Origin of the sequence: Halomonas sp. A020 (genome assembly GCF_027943625.1) — a bacterium.
Taxonomy (GTDB): domain Bacteria; phylum Pseudomonadota; class Gammaproteobacteria; order Pseudomonadales; family Halomonadaceae; genus Vreelandella; species Vreelandella piezotolerans.
In genome coordinates, this window is record NZ_AP022850.1 from 430,529 (window position 1) to 447,862 (window position 17,334).

Consider the following 17,334-nt stretch of genomic DNA (forward strand, 5'->3'; position numbering starts at 1 on the left):
GGGCATTAGTCGGGGCGACAAAAGCCCGCCAACGCAGGTACCGAGACACAGTCGCCTACCTGGATGCCACGCTCGGCAAAGTAGCCCGCATTGACTTCCAGCGCCGCATGATAGGCCGCACCTGCTGGATAAGAGGGGCACTCTTGAGGCGCACTGGATTCGCAAGGCGGCATGGTGTTGATGGCGACGATGCGGCCTTCACCATCGATATAGGCAATATCCAGCGGAATCAGCGTGCGGTACATCCAAAATGCATTGCCTGCAGGCTGCTCACGCTCGAAGCGAAACAGCATTCCTCGTGTTTCTGGCAGATGTTCACGTCCCATCAGGCCGCGCTGGCGCTGGGAAGCGGTTTCGGCGACTTCGACATCCAGACGGTGCGGACCGCCTTCACTGTGTATCGCCAGCGGTAGCGTGTTGGCAGATGTCGATTCCGCGGCCCACGCCGCCAACAAAGGAAGCGGCAAACAAGCCGCAAGCGAAACGCCTAAAGCGGTTTTGAGCAGTTGGCGGCGTGTCAGGGTCATAACAGATTCCTTTTGTTGTAGGGTGCCATATGCATCTGCTGCTCGGGCATGAGGTGAATGCCCTCGGCCAGTAGCGAGACGTGTACCCGCTCTCCCAGTCGAAGCTGATTACGTTTAGCCGCGTGGGTGGCGATGTCGAAACGTAGCATATCTTGATGGGAAACGCGCAGCGAGATGGACGTCATGCCGCCCAATACCACCATTTCGCTGACCGTTGCCGCTACCGGGTTTTCGCGTTCACCTTGAGACGGCCGTCCCCGACGATGCAGCACGATATCCGACGGCGGCAGGTACCAAGCTAGCGGTTTGCCGAGTTCAACACGGTCTAGCCCTTCTGCCACTTCTAGCCGCCACTCTCCCCACTGCAGGCGTCGCCCAGCGTCCGTCTCTACCACTTCCCCGCTAAAAACGTTGTGGCGATCCAGCAACCTAGCGACAAGCGGCGAAGCGGGCCGTCGAAACAGCGCTTCAGGTGTGCCCTGCTGCAGGCTCACCCCGTTATGCAACACGCAGATTTGATCGGCGAGCGCGGTGGCTTCATCCAAGTCATGCGTAACGAGAATGATGGGGATGGAGATGTGTTGGCGCAGCAGTGCCAGCTCGCGCTGCAAGCGTCGACGCGTCACTTGATCCACCGCAGAGAACGGCTCGTCCAGCAGCAGCGCTTGGGGCTCCCTCGCCAATGCTCTCGCCAATGCCACTCGCTGGCGTTGGCCGCCGGAAAGCTCGCTGGGATAGCGCGCTTCGAGCCCTTGCAGGCGCACCCTGCTCAACCACTGCGTAGCCTGCTCGAGGCGCTGGACGCGGGGCAGATGCCCCATGGCGAGCTGCACGTTCTGCAGCGCCGTCAAATGCGGAAACAGCGCATAGTCCTGAAACACCATGCCGATCCGACGCGCTTGCGGCGTCAGCGATCGGCGCTGGCCCTCCTGCGCCCAAAACCACTCCGCGCCCGCGCAGCTCACTCGCCCCTGCTCCGGCTGGTAAAGCCCCGCAATGGTGCGCAGTAAGGTGGTTTTGCCACTGCCGGACGGTCCGACGAGTGCCAAAAGCTCGCCAGGAGCGCAGCGAAACGACGCATTGAGCGGAATCGGGCCAGCCTGTTGGGCAGTCACTACCAGCTCATCCACGTGACCACCTGCGCTTGCCAGCGAGCCCATAGACCAGACCTAAGGTGGCCAAAGAAATGACCAGCAGGAGGGCAGACATATTCGCAGCACCCTGCTCATCGAAGGCTTGCACACGGTCATAAATGGCAATCGAGAGCGTGCGGGTCTCACCATCGATGGCCCCACCGACCAGCAAAATCACGCCAAATTCGCCTAGTGTGTGAGCAAAGGTTAGCGCTGCCGCCGATAGGATGCCCGGCCATACGAGAGGCAGCTCGATACGCCATAGGGTTTGCCAGGGGCTTAGCCCACTGCACCAAGCGGCCTCGCGTAAGTTGGCAGGCACGTGCTCGAAGGCGCGCTGAATCGGCTGGATGGCAAACGGAAGATTGGCGATCACAGACGCCAGCAAAATACCGCTGAAGGTAAAGTTGAGCCCACCCCCCGTCAACGCGGCCCAAGCGCTGCCCAGCGGTGCATCGCGGCCAAACTGCTGGAGAAGATAAAACCCCAACACCGTGGGCGGCAGTACCAGCGGCAGCGCAATCAGCGCCTCGCATAGCCCCTTACCTCGAAACGACGTCGTCGCCAGTCGACGTCCCCACCATATACCGAGGGGTAACAAGAAGAGACAAGTAAACGCCGCGAGCCGCAGCGAGACGGAGAGGGCCGACCAGTCCATCAATCGGTACTGAATCCGTAGGTGTCGAAAATCGTCTTCGCCTCAGGCTGCTGCAACCACTCATAAAAGGCATGGGCTGCCCGGGTGGCCTGGGGCGTTAACACCATGCGCTGGCGCAGCGGCGTATGCCACGTCTCAGGAATCAATACCGTTTCGCTACGCCCGGCCAGCGCAGGCGCCACGGCCAGCGAGTAAGCCACCAAGCCGCCGCGCGCTTCATCGGACAGGGCAAACTGCATCGCCTGGGAGACGTTCTCACCCTGCACCCTAAGCGGCTCGCTGTCTTCCCATAGCTCTGCTTCTTGCAGCACTTCCCGGGCGGCCACGCCGTAGGGGGCGTGTTCAGGGCTGGCAATGGCGATACGCAGCCGTTGGCCTTTTTCTAAGGCCGCAATGGCCTCCTCCACACCAACAAGTGGCGTTTGTTCGTCAGGCAGGGCGTAACGGTCGGCAGGCTGGACCCAAGCCAAGCGCCCCCGGGCATAAATCACGCCCAGATTATCGACATGCCCCTCGTCGTACAGCGCCTGGACGTACTCTTCATCGGCGGACAGAAACAGTTCGAAGGGCGCGCCCTGGGCGATTTGACGACGAAAATTGCCGGAAGAGCCAAAATTGAGACGCAGCGCCTGGCCGGTTTGCTGAGTGAACTGCTGGGCAGCCTCTTCCAAGGCGAACTGCAGGCTAGATGCCGCCGCCACGATGGGCGCGCCCGCCATCACAGGCGCGCTCAGCAGCCAACCGCATAGCAACAGCAGTAAGCGCATATGCTAGGCCTTTGCGCTGTCGGCGTGTTGCTCGGTAATAGCCATCACTTTCATGGTATTGGTACCACCGTGGGCGTTCATGTGATCGCCACGGGTCAAGATGACGTGGTCTCCCGGCTTGGCGACGCCCTGCTTCACCAGCAGCGTGAGCGCTTGATCATTCAGCTCGGTGGCGGTCATTTGCGACGTGTCGAATGGCAGCGATACCACGCCCCGGTACAGGGCCATGCGACGCTGGGCAATCGGGTTGTGAGCCAACCCCACGATAGGCAAGCCCGAGCGTATGCGCGAGGCGATCAACGGCGTGTAGCCCGAGGCTGTCATGCAAGCAATCGCCACCACGCCATTCATGTGGTTAGCGGCGTACATCGCCGATAGCGCAATGGTTTCGTCTGGGCGGGTAAAGCCTTCGTGGATACGGTGGCCCGACTCTTGAGCGACCCGCTCACGCTCGGCGCCAAGACACACCCGCGCCATCGCTTCCACGGTCTCCAGCGGGTAATCCCCTGCGGCGGTTTCTGCCGAGAGCATGACCGCATCGCTGCCATCCAGCACCGCGTTAGCGACGTCGAAGACTTCAGCGCGAGTGGGTAGCGGCGCGGAGATCATGCTCTCCATCATTTGGGTCGCGGTGATCACGGCACGGTTGAGCGAGCGGGCTCGCTTGATCATACGCTTTTGCACGCCGACCAGTTTGGCATCGCCAATTTCTACGCCCAGATCACCACGGGCGACCATCACCGCCTCGGAAGCTTCGATGATACCATCCAACGTGGCTTCATCGGCCACGGCTTCGGCGCGCTCTACTTTGGCAACGAGGCCAATCTCCTTGCCCTCTTCCCCTAACAAGCGGCGGGCTTCCAGCATGTCTTCCGCCGAACGCGGGAAAGAAATCGCTAAGTAATCGACGCCAATCTCGACGGCGGTTTTCAGGTCGGTTTTATCTTTGTCCGTCAGCGCGGGGGCCGAGAGTCCTCCGCCCTGTTTGTTGATACCTTTATGGTTAGAGAGCTTGCCGCCCACCACCACCTCGGTATGTACCTGCTTGCCCTCGACACGGGTAACGTCCAGCACCACACGGCCATCGTCCAGAAGCAGGCGGTCGCCTGCGGTGACATCGTCGGCCAGCGTTTTGTAATCGCAGCCAACGCCGTGACTGTCACCGGCATCACTATCCATGGCCATGTCCAGGACAAACGGCTGCCCCTCTTCCAGGTACACCGCGCCGTCTTTGAAACGCGCAACGCGGATTTTAGGCCCCTGTAAATCGCCCAGCGCGGCGACACTGCGGCCAAGCTGAGCAGCAATCTCACGCACACGCATCAAGCGGCGGCGATGGTCGTCAGCAGTGCCATGGGAAAAGTTCAAGCGAACCACATCCACCCCCGCCTTCAGCATGGCTTCCAGCACGCCTTCACGATCGCTGGCGGGGCCGAGGGTCGCGACGATTTTGGTACGACGAAGGGGCGTATGGCTGTGTGCGCTCATAAATGTCCTAACCGTTCATGGAGTGGAGTGTCAGCTTATCAGGATAACCCAACCAAGATGACACTCGCATGCACTTGAGGTGGGCTACTGCGCTAACGTGACGGTAACATCCAGCGGGTACTCGTCACAGTTGTTGCCCTCCCCTCCGCGATCTACCACCAAAAACTCCCCCTCGCGCTCCAGCACCGACTGAATGGCATGCCAAGTCCCGGCGCGGTAGTTCACCCCCTGACGGCCGTCGGTCACGAACGCCTGCACCTCGTCTAGCACAATGCTGTCGCCCGGCGGTGCCACGACAATAATGAAACGCTCCTGATGCAGCGGCATGAACGCTTGGCTACCCTGCGGGTGGCGCTCCAAAAACGTGAGGGTTAGCGGCAGCGTCACCGGTTGGCTAACGAAAATATTGATCAGCGTATGGGCGTTCTCGCCCAACGTTTCCACCTTGGCGAGGTCGTGATAACGCTGGGTGCGGCCGGCATTAATCGGAAACGAGGCCGATGTTCGGGCATCCAACACATCCCCAAACGGTGCAAAGGCTTCTGCCGTGAGCGGCTTCGCCGTCAGCTCTAACATAGAATCATCCTAGCAAGTGAGGTGGGGGATCGGCTGGCCGACTCAGATTTTTAGCGCCGCGTGGCGGTTAACGTCTTTGTACAGCAGGTAGCGGAACGGGCCGGGTCCACCTGCGTAGCACGCCTGTGGGCAGAAAGCGCGTAGCCACATAAAGTCACCTGCTTCGACTTCCACCCACTGTTGGTTCAAGTGATACACCGCCTTGCCTTCCAGTACGTAAAGACCGTGCTCCATGACGTGGGTTTCATCGAACGGAATGACGCCGCCCGGCTGAAAGGTCACGATATTGACGTGCATATCGTGGCGAACGTCGCTGGGGTCGACAAAGCGCGTCGTCGCCCAGCGACCTTCGGTGCCCGGCATCTCGATCGGCGCGATCTCCTGCTCGTTGGTCACGAAAGCTTTGGGGACATCCAATCCTTCTACATACTCGTAGGCTTTGCGCACCCAGTGGAAACGCACCGGCTCGCGGGTTTCATTGCGTACCTGCCAGTGGCTGCCCGGGGGAATGAACGCGTAGCCACCGGGGCCCATGGCGTGGCGCTCACCCGCCAAAGTAAGCGTTAACTCACCTTCCACAACAAACAGCACGCCCTCCGCCTGGGGATCCAGTTCGGGCTTGTCACTACCGCCTTCCGGCTGCACTTCCATGATGTATTGGGAGAAGGTTTCCGCAAACCCTGACAGCGGCCGCGCCAGCACCCATAGCCGAGTGCCCTCCCAAAACGGCAGGTTGCTGGTCACGATATCGCGCATCACGCCTTTAGGAATCAGCGCGTAGGCCTCGGTAAAGACCGCACGGTCAGCGGTGAGCTGGGTTTGCGGCGGATGCCCGCCGGTGGGGGCGTAATAGTGAGCGGGTTGGCGTGTTGTTGGCATTGTCTCTCCCTGAGAGTGTAAGCGTACTCGACGACGATGCAGCACAAGCGTGCTGCATCGTCTTTTTTGTATACAATATTATGGAGTGCGGCTTCAAACAAACCTTAAAGGCCAGCTTCACTTAAAGTACCGCTGAGATAAACTGCCTGAGCTCTGGGGTTTTAGGATTGCCGAACAGCTCGGCAGGCTCGCCCTCTTCGTGAATGCGCCCTTGGTGCATGAACACCACGCGGTCGGCCACATCCCGAGCAAAGCCCATTTCGTGGGTGACGAGAATCAGCGTCATGCCTTCTGCTGCCAACGCTTCCAACACGCGCAGCACTTCGCCGACTAACTCAGGGTCGAGCGCCGAAGTGACTTCATCGCACAGTAGCACCTTCGGGCGCATGGCCAGCGCACGGGCGATGGCCACCCGCTGCTGCTGGCCGCCGGAAAGCTGGGCAGGATAGGCATCGTACTTATCGGCCAGCCCTACTTTATCCAGCACTTCTCGGGCCACTTTCTCGACATCATCGCGGGCTTCGCCACGCACCACCACGGGGGCGAGGCACACGTTGTCGCCCACGGATTTATGGGGAAACAGATTAAAGCTTTGAAACACCATGCCGACGTTTTCACTCAGCTCTTTGGGCGACATGGAGCCCGCATCGAGCTGCTGTTCGGCAATGGTGATCTCGCCGCTATCGTGCTGTTCGAGCTGGTTCAAGCAGCGCAGCAGGGTGCTTTTACCCGAACCACTGCGGCCGATGATGGCGACCACTTCCCCCTGGGCAACGTTGAGGTCGATCCCTTTGAGCACCTGCAGGTCGCCAAAGGCTTTATGAACGTTATTAACGCAGACCAGCGTCATAGAGCTTTTTCTCCAAATGGCGCGCGTAGCAGGAGAGCGGGTAGCACAGCGCGAAGTAAAAAAGGGCCACGAGGGTGAAGATAGTGAACGGCTCGAAGGTGGCGTTATTCAGCATCGTGCCCGCTTTAGTGAGCTCCACGAAGCCAATGATGGACGCCAGCGCGGTGCCTTTAATCACCTGAACCGAAAACCCCACCGTGGGTGGAATCGAGAGTCTCAGCGCCTGAGGAAGGATCACGTGGCGCATGGTTTGGAAATAGTTCATGCCCAGCACGCGAGCGGCATGCCACTGCCCCTTCGCCACGGCTTCCAGGCAGCCCCGCCAGATATCGCAGAGAAACGCGCTGGTAAAGAGCGTGAGAGCAATCGAAGCGGCCCACCAGGCAGAAATGGGATGCCCCATCGCCGCCGCGCCAAAGAAGATCAAAAAGAGCTGCATCAATAGCGGCGTGCCTTGAAACAGGTCCACGTACAGCGAGGTAAAACGCTGCAGCCAGCGGCGGCTGGAAAGACGCATAAAGGTGAGCACTAGCCCCACGGTAGCCCCGCCGATAAAGGCAATCAGTGACAGCACCACGGTCCAGCGGGCGGCGAGCAGCAGGTTGCGCACGATATCCCATAGGGTGAATTCGATCATCGTTGCTCTCCTTGCTGATACGCGAACACACGCTTACCCACCAGCATAAAGGCGCGGCGCATACCAAACGCCAGCAGCAGGTACACCAAGGTAATCAGCAGGTAGACTTCAAAGCTTCTAAAGTTGCGCGACTGAATGAAGTTGGCCGCGTAAGTGAGGTCGAAAACGGAAATCTGCGACACCACCGCCGAGCCCAGCATGACGATGATCGACTGGCTAATCAGTGAGGGGTATACCCTGGCAAAGGCGGGCACCAGCACCACATGGCGGTAACTTTGCAGGGTACTCATGCCCAGCGCTCTGGCGGCTTCTAGCTGCCCTTTCGCCGTGGCGCTAATGCCGGCGCGTAGTATTTCGGCGCTGTAAGCGGCGAGGTTTAGCGTCATGGCGATGAACGCGGCGGTAATGGCATCGATTTTGATACCCAGCCCCGGTAAACCAAAAAAGATAAAAAACAGTTGAACGATAAAAGGCGTGTTACGGGTGATTTCGACATAGCCCCCCAGCCCCCAGCGCATCCAGGGCTGCCCGTTCACACGCAAATACGCCACCGCTACGGCCAGCCCCAGCCCGGTCAAGGTGGTCACCACGGTCAGCACGACCGTGGTGGTCAAACCTTTGATCAGCTCGCTGGCGTAGGGCAACAGGGTGAGAAAATCGAGTGTTGGCCCCATACCGCCTCTCAGCTACCGAAGTTGTCAGGAAGGTCCGCGCTGAACCAGCGCTGGGAAAACTCGTTGAGCGTGCCGTCTTCCAATGCCTGGGCAATCAAGCGATTCACTTCTGCTTGTAGCGCCGCTTCGTTTTTGTTCAGGCCAATGTAGCAAGGGGAATCTTTCAGCTGATACATCAGCGAAGGCGCACGATTGCTGTTGCGCTCGGCAATTTCGGCGGCCACTACGTTACCGGTGGCAATGTAATCTACTTGGCCAGAAAGAAACGCCGAGATGGTGGTGGCGTTATCTTCAAAGCGCTGAATGGTGGTGGAGTCGGGAGCGACGTTGGAAAGCTCCATATCCTCGACGGCACCGCGAGTCACGCCAATGGTTTTATCGGCGAAGCCTTCGGGTCCTTCTACGCTTTCGTCGGCATCCGCACTAAACACGCCCAGGAAGAACGGCGCGTAGGCATCGGAGAAATCGATCGCCGCTTCGCGCTCCGGATTTTTACCCAGACTCGAGATCACCAGATCCGCCTGACCTGTTTGCAGATAAGGAATGCGGTTGGCGCTGGTCACGGTAATCAGTTCCAGGGTGACGCCCATCTCGTCGGCAATGTAGTTGGCCATGTCGATATCGTAACCGCGCGGCTGTAGGTCGGTGCCTACCGAGCCAAAGGGAGGGAAATCCTGCGGAACCGCGATACGAATCGTGCCGCGAGATTCAATGTCTTCCAGCGCATCGGCGTGAACCGCGCTGCTGGCACCCAGCCCACCCATAGCCAGCGTGGCCGCTATGCCGGTGGCCACCACGCCGGTTTGAAGACGTTTCAAGTAGTGCTGAACCGAATCTTTAAAGCCCTGAAGGGTAGTTCCCATGACGCTCTCCTGAAAGTGTGTCGCAAGCCAATGCCGAGAAGAAGGTGTAACGCGTGTGATGTCGCCCTCTGAAAAGTTCGTTGCACAAATCTCATCAAAGAAACTTTTGTTTCACACGCCCACTAGCATTAGCAATAACGAGACCAGCCGCAGGGAAAGCAGCGCAACAACAGTGCGTTAGGTTACAATCAGGCAGGAGAGCACGCAGGGTAACCCAGCGTGCGTTCAGTAAAGCGATTACATTTGGTGCATCAGGCAGTCAAAGCGCACCATTATTGATGGGCGTCCCAATCGACGCTCATGATGGGCGATGCCAGCTCGTTCAACTCAGCATAGTGGTCGCTTATCGCGCTGATTCGCTCGCGGCCCTCCGCTAAGCGCTGGTGCAAAACGGCATTTGCCAACAGGCAAATCACGCTGTTGGCGGTGGCATAGCTATCGAACGCCGAGAGACTCTCTAACGGTACTTCCAACCACCACGTCACTTGCGAAGCAAACGGAGAGGCGGTGGGGTCAGCGATCAACAACACCTTGGCAGGCGAGCGTTCAAGGGCGTCCACTAACGCGCCAAATGCCGATGGACGACGGCGAAAACCAAACAGCACCACGGTGTCGTGTTCAGTTAAATCCACCAGCTCTTCGGCCAACGACTGGTTCGGCTGCGGCGCCAAGCGCACGTGGCGACGGGCTTGCACGAGCTGCTGACGTAAGTGCAGTGCCAGCGGATAGCTGTTGCGGAAACCGACGATCACGACCTGCTGCGCCACCGCTAACGCCTCGACCATCGCAGCAAATTCCTGGGGGACAAGGCTCGCGAAACAGCGCTGCAGATTCTCCTGCTCCCGCTGCAGGTGGCGCTGGAACGAGGTGCCGCTCTCGCTCTTCTCCTCCATGGCATGGGCATCGATCACCAACGGCACGCCCAAATTACGCAGCTGTCGAGCGTGATCCTTTACCGTGCGATAGCTTTCGAACCCTAGTCGCTTGAATAGGCGGCTGACGGTGGACTTTGACACCCCGGTCAAACGCGCCAAGTCGGCGGCGCTGTACACGGCCAAATCATCGAAGTGATCCAGAATGAAACTCGCCACGCGCTGCTCTTGGGCGCTGAGCGCATCAAACTGGGCGGCAATCCGTTGTCCGATATGGGGTGTCATGGTGTCCTGTTTGTTTATTTGGGTGCTGGGTGATGCTCTGCCCAGTGACGGGCGATATCGACCCGTCGGGCTACCCACACACGGTCGTGGGCTTCGATATGGTCTAAAAAGCGCTGCAGCGCCCGGAAACGCCCAGGGCGGCCCAGCAAACGGCAGTGCATACCAATAGAGAGCATTTTCGGCGAATCCTCCCCTTCGGCATACAGTACATCAAAGGCGTCGCGCAGATAGGTAAAGAAATGATCCGCCGTGTTGAACCCTTGTGGAGCCGCAAAACGCATGTCGTTGGTATCTAAGGTGTAGGGCACGATCAGGTGGTTATGCTCCGCGCCTTGGCTATCGCTCACCGTGGTCCAGAACGGCAGGTCGTCGCCGTAATAGTCGCTGTCGTAAAGAAAGCCACCTTCGTCCAGAATCAAACGGCGCGTATTGGGGCTGTCGCGCCCGGTGTACCAACCTTGGGGCTTTTCACCGTACAAGCGCTGGAAGATCTCCATAGCCTTTTGCAGATGCTCGCGCTCGATATGCTCGGGTACTTCCTGGTAGTGGATCCAGCGGTAGCCGTGGCACGCCACTTCATGGCCCAGCTCTTTGAATGCCTGGGCCACGTCCGGGTGGCGCTCTAGCGCCATGGCCACGCCAAATACGGTGAGCGGCAACCCGCGGCGCTCGAACTCGCGCAGAATACGCCACACGCCAGCGCGGGAGCCGTATTCGTAGATGGACTCCATGCTCAAATGGCGGTCTGGATAGCTGGCTGCACCAATGATCTCGGACAAAAACTGCTCCGAGCCTGCATCGCCATGCAGTACGCAGTTTTCCCCGCCCTCCTCATAATTCAGCACGAATTGAACGGCGATCTTGGCCTTGCCTGGCCAGTTAGCGTGGGGCGGCGTACGGCCATAGCCGATGAGATCGCGAGGGTAATGAGAGGTCATGGACAGGCTCCTTGATAAAGGCAGAGCGTTTTAGTTTGTATACAAAATAGCCATTTTGAATAGTCATCGCAATTCAACGCAGGGCTAATCAATTGAGATGACGGCGCTTTTCGGCTCAATAGCACGCTAACCCTTTGAAACTTGAACACTTGGTCAACTCTTCCAGCGCCTACACGTCGCATGAAAGGGCTTGCGCATCGCAGAAAAGCGCCCTATTTTCGTATACAAGATAGAAAATATTGTTCACATGCGAGTATCACCCCGTGCATATACGCCTGATTAACCCCAACACGACGGCTGCCATGACAGCGACGATTCGGCAAGCGGCCGAACGATTGGCGGCTCCTTCGACCACCGTGAGCGCCACTCAGCCCGACGCGGGACCGGTTTCTATCGAGAGCCATTTCGATGAAGCCGTGAGCGCGGTGGGCGTGGCCGAAGAGGTTTTGAAAGGCGAGCGAGAGGGCAACATCGATGCTTACGTCGTGGCCTGTTTTGGTGATCCCGGCCTACTGGCTGCCCGCGAACTGACCCGCGCGCCGGTGATCGGCATTGCCGAAGCCGCCTTTCATATGGCGACCCTGATTAGCACGCGCTTCTCGATCGTGACCACGCTAGGCCGCACCGGGATTATTGCCGAACACCTGCTCGAGCAGTACGGCTTTAGCCACCACTGCCGCCGCATTCGCGCCGCTGAAATCCCGGTACTGGATTTGGAAGACCACCCTGACGCCGCCTTCAGCCGGATCGTGCAAGAGTGCTGCCGTGCCCGCGATGAAGATGGTATTGGCGCGATCGTGCTGGGCTGTGGCGGGATGGCGAACCTCACCCACGCCATTAGCCGAGAAGTGGGCCTGCCCGTGGTGGAAGGGGTCAGTGCGGCGTTGAAGCTTGCCGAATCGCTGGTGGGGCTGGGCTTATCTACCAGCAAATACGGCGATTTAGACTACCCGCGCCCGAAACCTTTTACCGGCAAGTTTGCGGATTTTTCAAACCTCACCTTGCCACCTACACGCCGTTGAGACATTCCGCATCACACTAACAATAGGCTACACAGCACGACTAAAAAAGATAACAACACAACGACTACCGCCATCAGCACGCCACGCCGCAAGCGTCTCCTGGGCCAGTAGCGCCCAGGTTACCAATAACATCGATAATCTTGCGAGGACGGTAACATGAGCACTTCAACCTCTGCTCTTACCTCAGATGAAGCGCCGGGAGCAACTAGCCCCGCCACCGCCAAAGCCGTTGGGGCCGAAAGCCTAGCTCCGCAAAGCACCCGCATCATGGGGCGCACCTCCTATTTTTTAGCCTGGTTTGGGGGGTGCGTGTCGATTGGCACCTTCGCCATGGGCTCAAGCGTAGTGGGCACGCTCAACTTACTGCAAGCCACCCTGGCGATTGCCATTGGCTGTTTTGTGATTGGCGTGGCGCTCGCCATTAACGGGGCCGCTGGTTATAAATATGGCATTCCGTTCATGGTGCAGGCCCGCAGTGCATTTGGTTTTACCGGCACGCGTATTCCCGGTTTGGTGCGCGCCGTGCCCGCCATCGTCTGGTACGGTTTTCAAAGCTGGATTGGCGCGGGCGCCCTCAACATGGTGTCGGCGACGCTGTTCGGTTTCGATAACCTGATCTTCTATTTCATTGCCTTTCAGTTTTTGCAGATTGGCCTTTCGGTACTCGGCTTTCAGGGCATCAAGTGGCTGGAGAACATTGGCAGCGCCTTCATTCTCTGCTCGCTGATGTACATGTTTTACGCCACGGTGCAGCGTTACGGCGACGAGCTTTCCACCAGCCTGCTGACCATGGAAGGCTCTTGGGGGATGCCCTTCTGGAGCGCCACCATGCTATTTTTGGGCATCTACAGCACCATGATGCTCAACGTTAGTGACTACTCCCGGGAGCATAAAAAGGGCACCGGCCCAGGGCTATTGACCACCATTTACGCGATGTCGATTCTACCCTGCACGCTGTTTATGGGCCTGATTGGCTACATGGTGTCGCAAGCTACCGGCACCGCCGACCCTATTCAGGTGTTCGCCAACGCGGTAGATAATACACCGCTACTCATGATCACCCTGCTGTTCATCGCCTTCGCCCAGGTGACCACCAACGTGCTGAACAATGTGGTGCCGCCCACCTACGTGCTGATGGACGTGTTCAAACTCAAGTTCTCCGTTGCCACCGTTATCGTGGGGCTGCTGGCCTTCGCCACCTTCCCTTGGAAACTGGTGCAGCCGGAATCCGGCGCAGGCCTACAGCTCTTCGTGCAAACCTACTCTGCCTTCCTTGGCCCCATCTTCGCTATTCTGGTGGTGGACTACTACGTGATTCGCCGCCGCACGCTGGATATCGGCAAGCTCTACGATGAAAACGGCCCCTATCAAGGCATTAACCAAGCGGCGCTAATAGCAACGGCAGTAGGGATCGTCGCTGCGCTCTCGTTCTCGGCGGTCTCTTGGTACGCCAGCCTGATTCCTGCCGGGCTGACCTACTACCTGCTGATGAAACACTGGCCCGCCTTCCAGCGCTTCACCCAGTAACCCGCCCTACCCGCGCCTGCCACCTTCGTGTGGCAGGCGATCATTTCCGGATAACGAGCCTTGCCATGAATGAACAGCCCAACCAAAGCGATCTCAACATTCAGCAGATCGATCCAACGCTCTATAACGACGACCTCGCCCCGCTCAAGCCAGAACATCGCACCTGGGGCGCATTCGAGATTTTCAACGTCTGGTCCAACGACATCCAAAGCCTGTTTGGCTACACCCTGGCAGCCTCGCTGTTTCTCTCTCACGGCCTGAACGGCTGGGCCGTGATGGCCGCAATCATTTTGGCCGGGGTGATCGTGATGTTTCTAGTCAACCTGACCGGCAAACCCAGCGTGAAATATGGCATTCCCTTCCCGGTGATGGTGCGCGCCAGCATGGGCGTGCGTGGTGCCAACCTGCCCGCCATGCTGCGCGCCATCGTGGGGATCTTTTGGTACGGCGTGCAGACCTACTTCGCCTCCACCGCGGTGGCGCTGCTGATTACCGCGCTGTTTGGTGTAGGCAACGGGGGGACTTTCCTCGGCCTTTCCGGAGTGGCGTGGCTTTCGTTCGTGATCGTGTGGCTGTTTCAGATCGCGATTTTTTGGCAGGGCATCGAGCGCATCAAGCACTTCCTGAACTGGGCAGGCCCGCTGGTCTATGCGGTGATGGTGGTGTTGATGCTCGTGGTATGGATGCAAGCTGGTAGCGAGCTGCTCCCCGCCATTAGCACCATTTTTAGCGGCAGCGGTGAGCAGGGTGGCCTGGGGGCGTTTCTCGCCATCGTGGGTACGATGGTGGCCTACTTCGCCGCGGTGGTGATCAACTTCGGCGACTTCACCCGTTTTGTGAAAACCGAGCGCCAGATGAAGCTGGGCAACCTGCTGGGCCTGCCGTTAAACGTGGCATTCTTCTCGTTCATTGCGCTGATCATCACCGCGGGCACGCTGGTGCTGTTTGGCGAAGCGCTCACCAACCCAGCGGATATCGTGGAGCGCGTCGATTCGCTGCCGCTGACCATCGTGGCCGCTCTCACCTTCTTTGCCGCCACGGTGGGTATCAACTTGGTCGCCAACTTCATTCCCCCCGCCTACGACCTCGCCAACCTGTTCCCCAGCAAAATCAGCTTCAAAATGGGCGGCTTGATTACCGCCGTGATTGCCTTTTTCGTCGGTGCACTGTGGATCTCGGTAATCAGCCAAATTGGCGTGCCGGGCTTCGTGAATGCGCTGGGCGCTATCGTCGCGCCGTTTTACGGCATCATCGTGGTGGACTACTACCTGATCAAACGCCAGCACCTCAATATGCAGGAGCTATTCTCCTCAGCCCCCGGCAGCGCTTACTACTACGTCAACGGCTGGAACACTCGCGCCCTCATCGCCTTTGGCGTGGCGGCGATGTTCTCGCTATCTACCGTATTGGTACCGGCCTTATCCAGCCTGGGCGGCTACGGTTGGCTGATCGGAGCAGGCTTAGGTGGGATATTTTACTACGGGCTAATGAAGCGGTTTGAGGCAGCACCTGTGATGGCTGAGCAGAAAACGCACTAAGCCATGACGTGATGACTCACAGAAAAACGCAGTAACCACTCAACACGCCACAGGATGAGCTTTGGTGGCGTGTTGACGTTAATAGAAAGCCTCAAAAACGCTGCTTAACCGTCATTGCCGTTGAGCAGAGCGAGCAGAGCGGCTACGTCGCTAAACGCCAAAAATCTGCTGCAGATCCGGTACGTTTTCCTCCTCTTCGACCATGGAAAGCGACGCCTCGATGGCTTTGAGATGACGGCTCATGAAGGCTTTGGCGCGCTCTCCGTTGCCGGTTTCCAAATAGCCAATCAGGTCGTCATGGTCGTGGGATTCGCAGCCTAGGTGGCCGCGATGCCCGTAGACGGCGAGGATCAGCGAAGAGCGGGAGCAGAGGCGTTCCACGAACTCCGCCAGGGTGGCGTTGCCGGAGAGCTGAGCGAGCCGCACGTGAAAATCCGCCGAGAGGCGAATGGCCACGCTCTGCTGACCGCTGCGCAGGGCTTGGCGCTCTTGGCGGGCCATCTCGCGAAGCTCCGCCGCTGCGGCGGTGTTCATTCGCCTGGCCACATCGGGCATGAGGCCGCATTCGATCAACTGGCGGGCATCGAACACGTCTTTCGCTTCCTCGGCGGTAGGTCGCGTCACGCTAGCCCCACGACGCGGGGTCAAGGTTACGAGCTGCTCCAGCGCCAGCCGCTGGAGAATTTTACGAATCCCCGTGCGGCTAATGCCGAACACCTCCGCGAGCGCATCTTCCCGCAGCCGAGCGCCGGGTTTGAGGCGTTGCTCCACAATGGCATCGCTCACTGCCCGGTAAATCGCTTCGTGGCGCTCGTCACCCTCTTTCTCAGTGGGTCGTCGTTTTAACGCCGCCTGCGCATCGCTCATAGTGTCTCCTGTCCGCGACTGTGATCACTCCTTCCAGGCCGCAATGATATCGCGCTCTTCGTCACTCATGTTGGTGATATTACCCAATGGCATGTAGCGACTGCCAACGACCTGCTGGATGTGCGCTTTGTGGCCTAGAATATCGTCCCAGCTATCGAAGGCATAGCCTGCCGGTGGCGCGGAGAAACCGGCGTGCTCAGGGTTGCGGGCATGGCACTGGGTGCAGTGTTGCTCAATCAATCCAGAAATCTGTGCTTGTGTGGGCGCACCGCCAGTGCTTTCTGCGGTGCTACTTGGGCTGGGCGCCGCCATCCAGAACGCGAGCAGAATCAGTCCAACGCCCACCGCCGGGTAAGCAGGCTGAATCTTCCCGGCATGCATCAGCACGAAGAACTGACGAATCAACGCACCGGCAAAGATGAACAGCACCATCACTACCCAAGCAAGTTCATGGGCGTAGATAAAGGAGTAGTGATTACTCACCATCAGCAGCACCACGGGGAGCGTGAAGTAGGTGTTGTGCACCGAACGCTGCTTGCCGCGCTTGCCGTCTAGTGGGTTGGGAGCCTCGCCCGCCTTCATGGCTTTCACCATGCGGCGCTGGCCGGGAATGATCCAGAAAAAGACGTTGGCCGACATGGCCGTGGCCATCACCGCGCCAGTGAGTAGAAACGCCGCACGTCCGGTGAACATCTGGGTACTTAGGTAGGCCACCACCACCATCATCACCGCCACGGCAATGCTCAGCAGGCCATCGCGCTCCATGTTGGGACTGATGCGCTTACATAGCTCGTTATAAACCACCCAGCCGCCGAGTAGGAAGCCAAGCGCCAGCAGGTTCGCCTGCCAACCGGTCAGGTTAGCCGCCCAGGCCCAGTTGCTGTCCGGGTTCACCAAGTAAAAACCGGGATTCACCATGTAAAGAATGACGAACAGCGCAAACCCCGATAGCCACGTGGTATAGGCTTTCCAGAACGACCAGTGCAGGTCGTTGGGCAGCTTGGCGGGGGCCGTCGCGTATTTCTGGTTATGATAGAAACCGCCGCCGTGGACGGCCCACATCTCACCAAAGATGCCTTTCTCACGATCTTCAGCGGCTTTGGGAGTGCGCAGGCCGTTATCGAGCATGACGAAGTAAATCGATTCGCCGATCCAGGCAATGGCCGCAATCACGTGCAGCCAGCGCAGCAGCAGGTTGACGAATTCGATGATGTACGCTTGCATGATCTGCCC

At 58.8% G+C, this 17,334-nt stretch carries 18 protein-coding genes; 3 read left to right on the forward strand and 15 right to left on the reverse strand.

Annotated features, from left to right (window positions below; genetic code table 11):
- Positions 1–5: 5 nt before the first annotated feature.
- From FRH_RS01940 to puuE, 13 genes are all read right to left on the reverse strand, one after another.
- Positions 6–527 (reverse strand): DUF192 domain-containing protein, encoded by a 522-nt coding sequence (locus FRH_RS01940; RefSeq protein ID WP_219861682.1) that lies wholly within the window; start codon positions 525–527, stop codon positions 6–8.
- The gene (locus FRH_RS01945) at positions 524–1,657 is read right to left on the reverse strand and encodes an ABC transporter ATP-binding protein (protein WP_281997672.1); all 1,134 of its coding nucleotides are present in this window, start codon (positions 1,655–1,657) and stop codon (positions 524–526) included. The genes FRH_RS01940 and FRH_RS01945 overlap by 4 nt, the downstream gene beginning before the upstream one ends.
- The gene (modB, locus tag FRH_RS01950; protein ID WP_219861686.1) at positions 1,650–2,318 is read right to left on the reverse strand and encodes a molybdate ABC transporter permease subunit; all 669 of its coding nucleotides are present in this window, start codon (positions 2,316–2,318) and stop codon (positions 1,650–1,652) included. The genes FRH_RS01945 and modB overlap by 8 nt, the downstream gene beginning before the upstream one ends.
- Positions 2,318–3,085 carry a molybdate ABC transporter substrate-binding protein gene (gene modA / locus FRH_RS01955; RefSeq protein ID WP_281997673.1) on the reverse strand — a complete coding sequence of 256 codons (768 nt, stop codon included), beginning with the start codon at positions 3,083–3,085 and terminating at the stop codon, positions 2,318–2,320. Before modA ends, modB begins: the two co-directional genes overlap by 1 nt.
- Before the next feature lie 3 nt (positions 3,086–3,088).
- Positions 3,089–4,573 carry a pyruvate kinase gene (pyk, locus tag FRH_RS01960; protein WP_153842535.1) on the reverse strand — a complete coding sequence of 495 codons (1,485 nt, stop codon included), beginning with the start codon at positions 4,571–4,573 and terminating at the stop codon, positions 3,089–3,091.
- 84 nt (positions 4,574–4,657) lie between these two features.
- Complete coding sequence (locus FRH_RS01965; protein WP_281997674.1) at positions 4,658–5,149, reverse strand: ureidoglycolate lyase; 492 nt, start codon at positions 5,147–5,149, stop codon at positions 4,658–4,660.
- 42 nt (positions 5,150–5,191) lie between these two features.
- Positions 5,192–6,028, reverse strand: a complete 837-nt coding sequence (locus FRH_RS01970) for a bifunctional allantoicase/(S)-ureidoglycine aminohydrolase (RefSeq protein WP_281997675.1) — start codon at positions 6,026–6,028, stop codon at positions 5,192–5,194.
- Positions 6,029–6,149: 121 nt separating this feature from the next.
- On the reverse strand, positions 6,150–6,878 hold the full coding sequence (locus FRH_RS01975; protein WP_281997676.1) for an amino acid ABC transporter ATP-binding protein: 729 nt from the start codon (positions 6,876–6,878) through the stop codon (positions 6,150–6,152).
- Entirely contained in the window at positions 6,859–7,515 is a 657-nt protein-coding gene (locus tag FRH_RS01980) for an amino acid ABC transporter permease (protein WP_139526421.1), read from the reverse strand. The genes FRH_RS01975 and FRH_RS01980 overlap by 20 nt, the downstream gene beginning before the upstream one ends.
- A complete protein-coding gene (locus tag FRH_RS01985) occupies positions 7,512–8,189 on the reverse strand; it encodes an amino acid ABC transporter permease (protein ID WP_058577175.1) in 678 nt (225 codons plus the stop codon). Before FRH_RS01985 ends, FRH_RS01980 begins: the two co-directional genes overlap by 4 nt.
- Positions 8,190–8,197: 8 nt before the next feature.
- A complete protein-coding gene (locus tag FRH_RS01990) occupies positions 8,198–9,052 on the reverse strand; it encodes a transporter substrate-binding domain-containing protein (protein WP_153842533.1) in 855 nt (284 codons plus the stop codon).
- A gap of 272 nt (positions 9,053–9,324) precedes the next feature.
- Complete coding sequence (locus tag FRH_RS01995; protein ID WP_139526419.1) at positions 9,325–10,209, reverse strand: MurR/RpiR family transcriptional regulator; 885 nt, start codon at positions 10,207–10,209, stop codon at positions 9,325–9,327.
- A 14-nt stretch (positions 10,210–10,223) separates the two neighbouring features.
- On the reverse strand, positions 10,224–11,147 hold the full coding sequence (puuE, locus tag FRH_RS02000) for an allantoinase PuuE (protein ID WP_139526418.1): 924 nt from the start codon (positions 11,145–11,147) through the stop codon (positions 10,224–10,226).
- A gap of 263 nt (positions 11,148–11,410) precedes the next feature.
- On the opposite strand from puuE, the gene FRH_RS02005 reads away from it, so the two are divergent.
- The 3 genes from FRH_RS02005 (at position 11,411) to FRH_RS02015 (ending at position 15,234) form a co-directional block, all read left to right on the forward strand.
- Positions 11,411–12,169, forward strand: coding sequence for an aspartate/glutamate racemase family protein (locus FRH_RS02005; RefSeq protein WP_139526417.1), 759 nt, complete (start codon positions 11,411–11,413; stop codon positions 12,167–12,169).
- A 156-nt stretch (positions 12,170–12,325) separates the two neighbouring features.
- Entirely contained in the window at positions 12,326–13,696 is a 1,371-nt protein-coding gene (locus FRH_RS02010) for an NCS1 family transporter (protein ID WP_281997677.1), read from the forward strand.
- Positions 13,697–13,761: 65 nt separating this feature from the next.
- On the forward strand, positions 13,762–15,234 hold the full coding sequence (locus FRH_RS02015) for an NCS1 family nucleobase:cation symporter-1 (protein ID WP_219861694.1): 1,473 nt from the start codon (positions 13,762–13,764) through the stop codon (positions 15,232–15,234).
- A 150-nt stretch (positions 15,235–15,384) separates the two neighbouring features.
- Here FRH_RS02015 and FRH_RS02020 read toward each other — a convergent pair whose 3' ends face one another.
- Both FRH_RS02020 and FRH_RS02025 read right to left on the reverse strand, forming a co-directional pair.
- A complete protein-coding gene (locus tag FRH_RS02020; RefSeq protein ID WP_219861696.1) occupies positions 15,385–16,101 on the reverse strand; it encodes a GntR family transcriptional regulator in 717 nt (238 codons plus the stop codon).
- A gap of 24 nt (positions 16,102–16,125) precedes the next feature.
- Positions 16,126–17,325, reverse strand: a complete 1,200-nt coding sequence (locus FRH_RS02025) for a urate hydroxylase PuuD (RefSeq protein WP_219861698.1) — start codon at positions 17,323–17,325, stop codon at positions 16,126–16,128.
- Between the last annotated feature and the right edge of the window lie 9 nt (positions 17,326–17,334).

Excerpts from the sequence above, each read along its gene's own strand:
- FRH_RS01940 (WP_219861682.1), bottom strand. The coding sequence starts at position 527 with ATGACCCTGACACGCCGCCAACTGCTCAAAACCGCTTTAGGCGTTTCG.
- modB (WP_219861686.1), bottom strand. The coding sequence starts at position 2,318 with ATGGACTGGTCGGCCCTCTCCGTCTCGCTGCGGCTCGCGGCGTTTACT.
- modA (WP_281997673.1), bottom strand. The coding sequence starts at position 3,085 with ATGCGCTTACTGCTGTTGCTATGCGGTTGGCTGCTGAGCGCGCCTGTG.
- pyk (WP_153842535.1), bottom strand. The coding sequence starts at position 4,573 with ATGAGCGCACACAGCCATACGCCCCTTCGTCGTACCAAAATCGTCGCG.
- FRH_RS01965 (WP_281997674.1), bottom strand. The coding sequence starts at position 5,149 with ATGTTAGAGCTGACGGCGAAGCCGCTCACGGCAGAAGCCTTTGCACCG.
- FRH_RS01970 (WP_281997675.1), bottom strand. The coding sequence starts at position 6,028 with ATGCCAACAACACGCCAACCCGCTCACTATTACGCCCCCACCGGCGGG.
- FRH_RS01975 (WP_281997676.1), bottom strand. The coding sequence starts at position 6,878 with ATGACGCTGGTCTGCGTTAATAACGTTCATAAAGCCTTTGGCGACCTG.
- FRH_RS01980 (WP_139526421.1), bottom strand. The coding sequence starts at position 7,515 with ATGATCGAATTCACCCTATGGGATATCGTGCGCAACCTGCTGCTCGCC.
- FRH_RS01985 (WP_058577175.1), bottom strand. The coding sequence starts at position 8,189 with ATGGGGCCAACACTCGATTTTCTCACCCTGTTGCCCTACGCCAGCGAG.
- FRH_RS01990 (WP_153842533.1), bottom strand. The coding sequence starts at position 9,052 with ATGGGAACTACCCTTCAGGGCTTTAAAGATTCGGTTCAGCACTACTTG.
- FRH_RS01995 (WP_139526419.1), bottom strand. The coding sequence starts at position 10,209 with ATGACACCCCATATCGGACAACGGATTGCCGCCCAGTTTGATGCGCTC.
- puuE (WP_139526418.1), bottom strand. The coding sequence starts at position 11,147 with ATGACCTCTCATTACCCTCGCGATCTCATCGGCTATGGCCGTACGCCG.
- FRH_RS02010 (WP_281997677.1), top strand. The coding sequence starts at position 12,326 with ATGAGCACTTCAACCTCTGCTCTTACCTCAGATGAAGCGCCGGGAGCA.
- FRH_RS02015 (WP_219861694.1), top strand. The coding sequence starts at position 13,762 with ATGAATGAACAGCCCAACCAAAGCGATCTCAACATTCAGCAGATCGAT.
- FRH_RS02020 (WP_219861696.1), bottom strand. The coding sequence starts at position 16,101 with ATGAGCGATGCGCAGGCGGCGTTAAAACGACGACCCACTGAGAAAGAG.
- FRH_RS02025 (WP_219861698.1), bottom strand. The coding sequence starts at position 17,325 with ATGCAAGCGTACATCATCGAATTCGTCAACCTGCTGCTGCGCTGGCTG.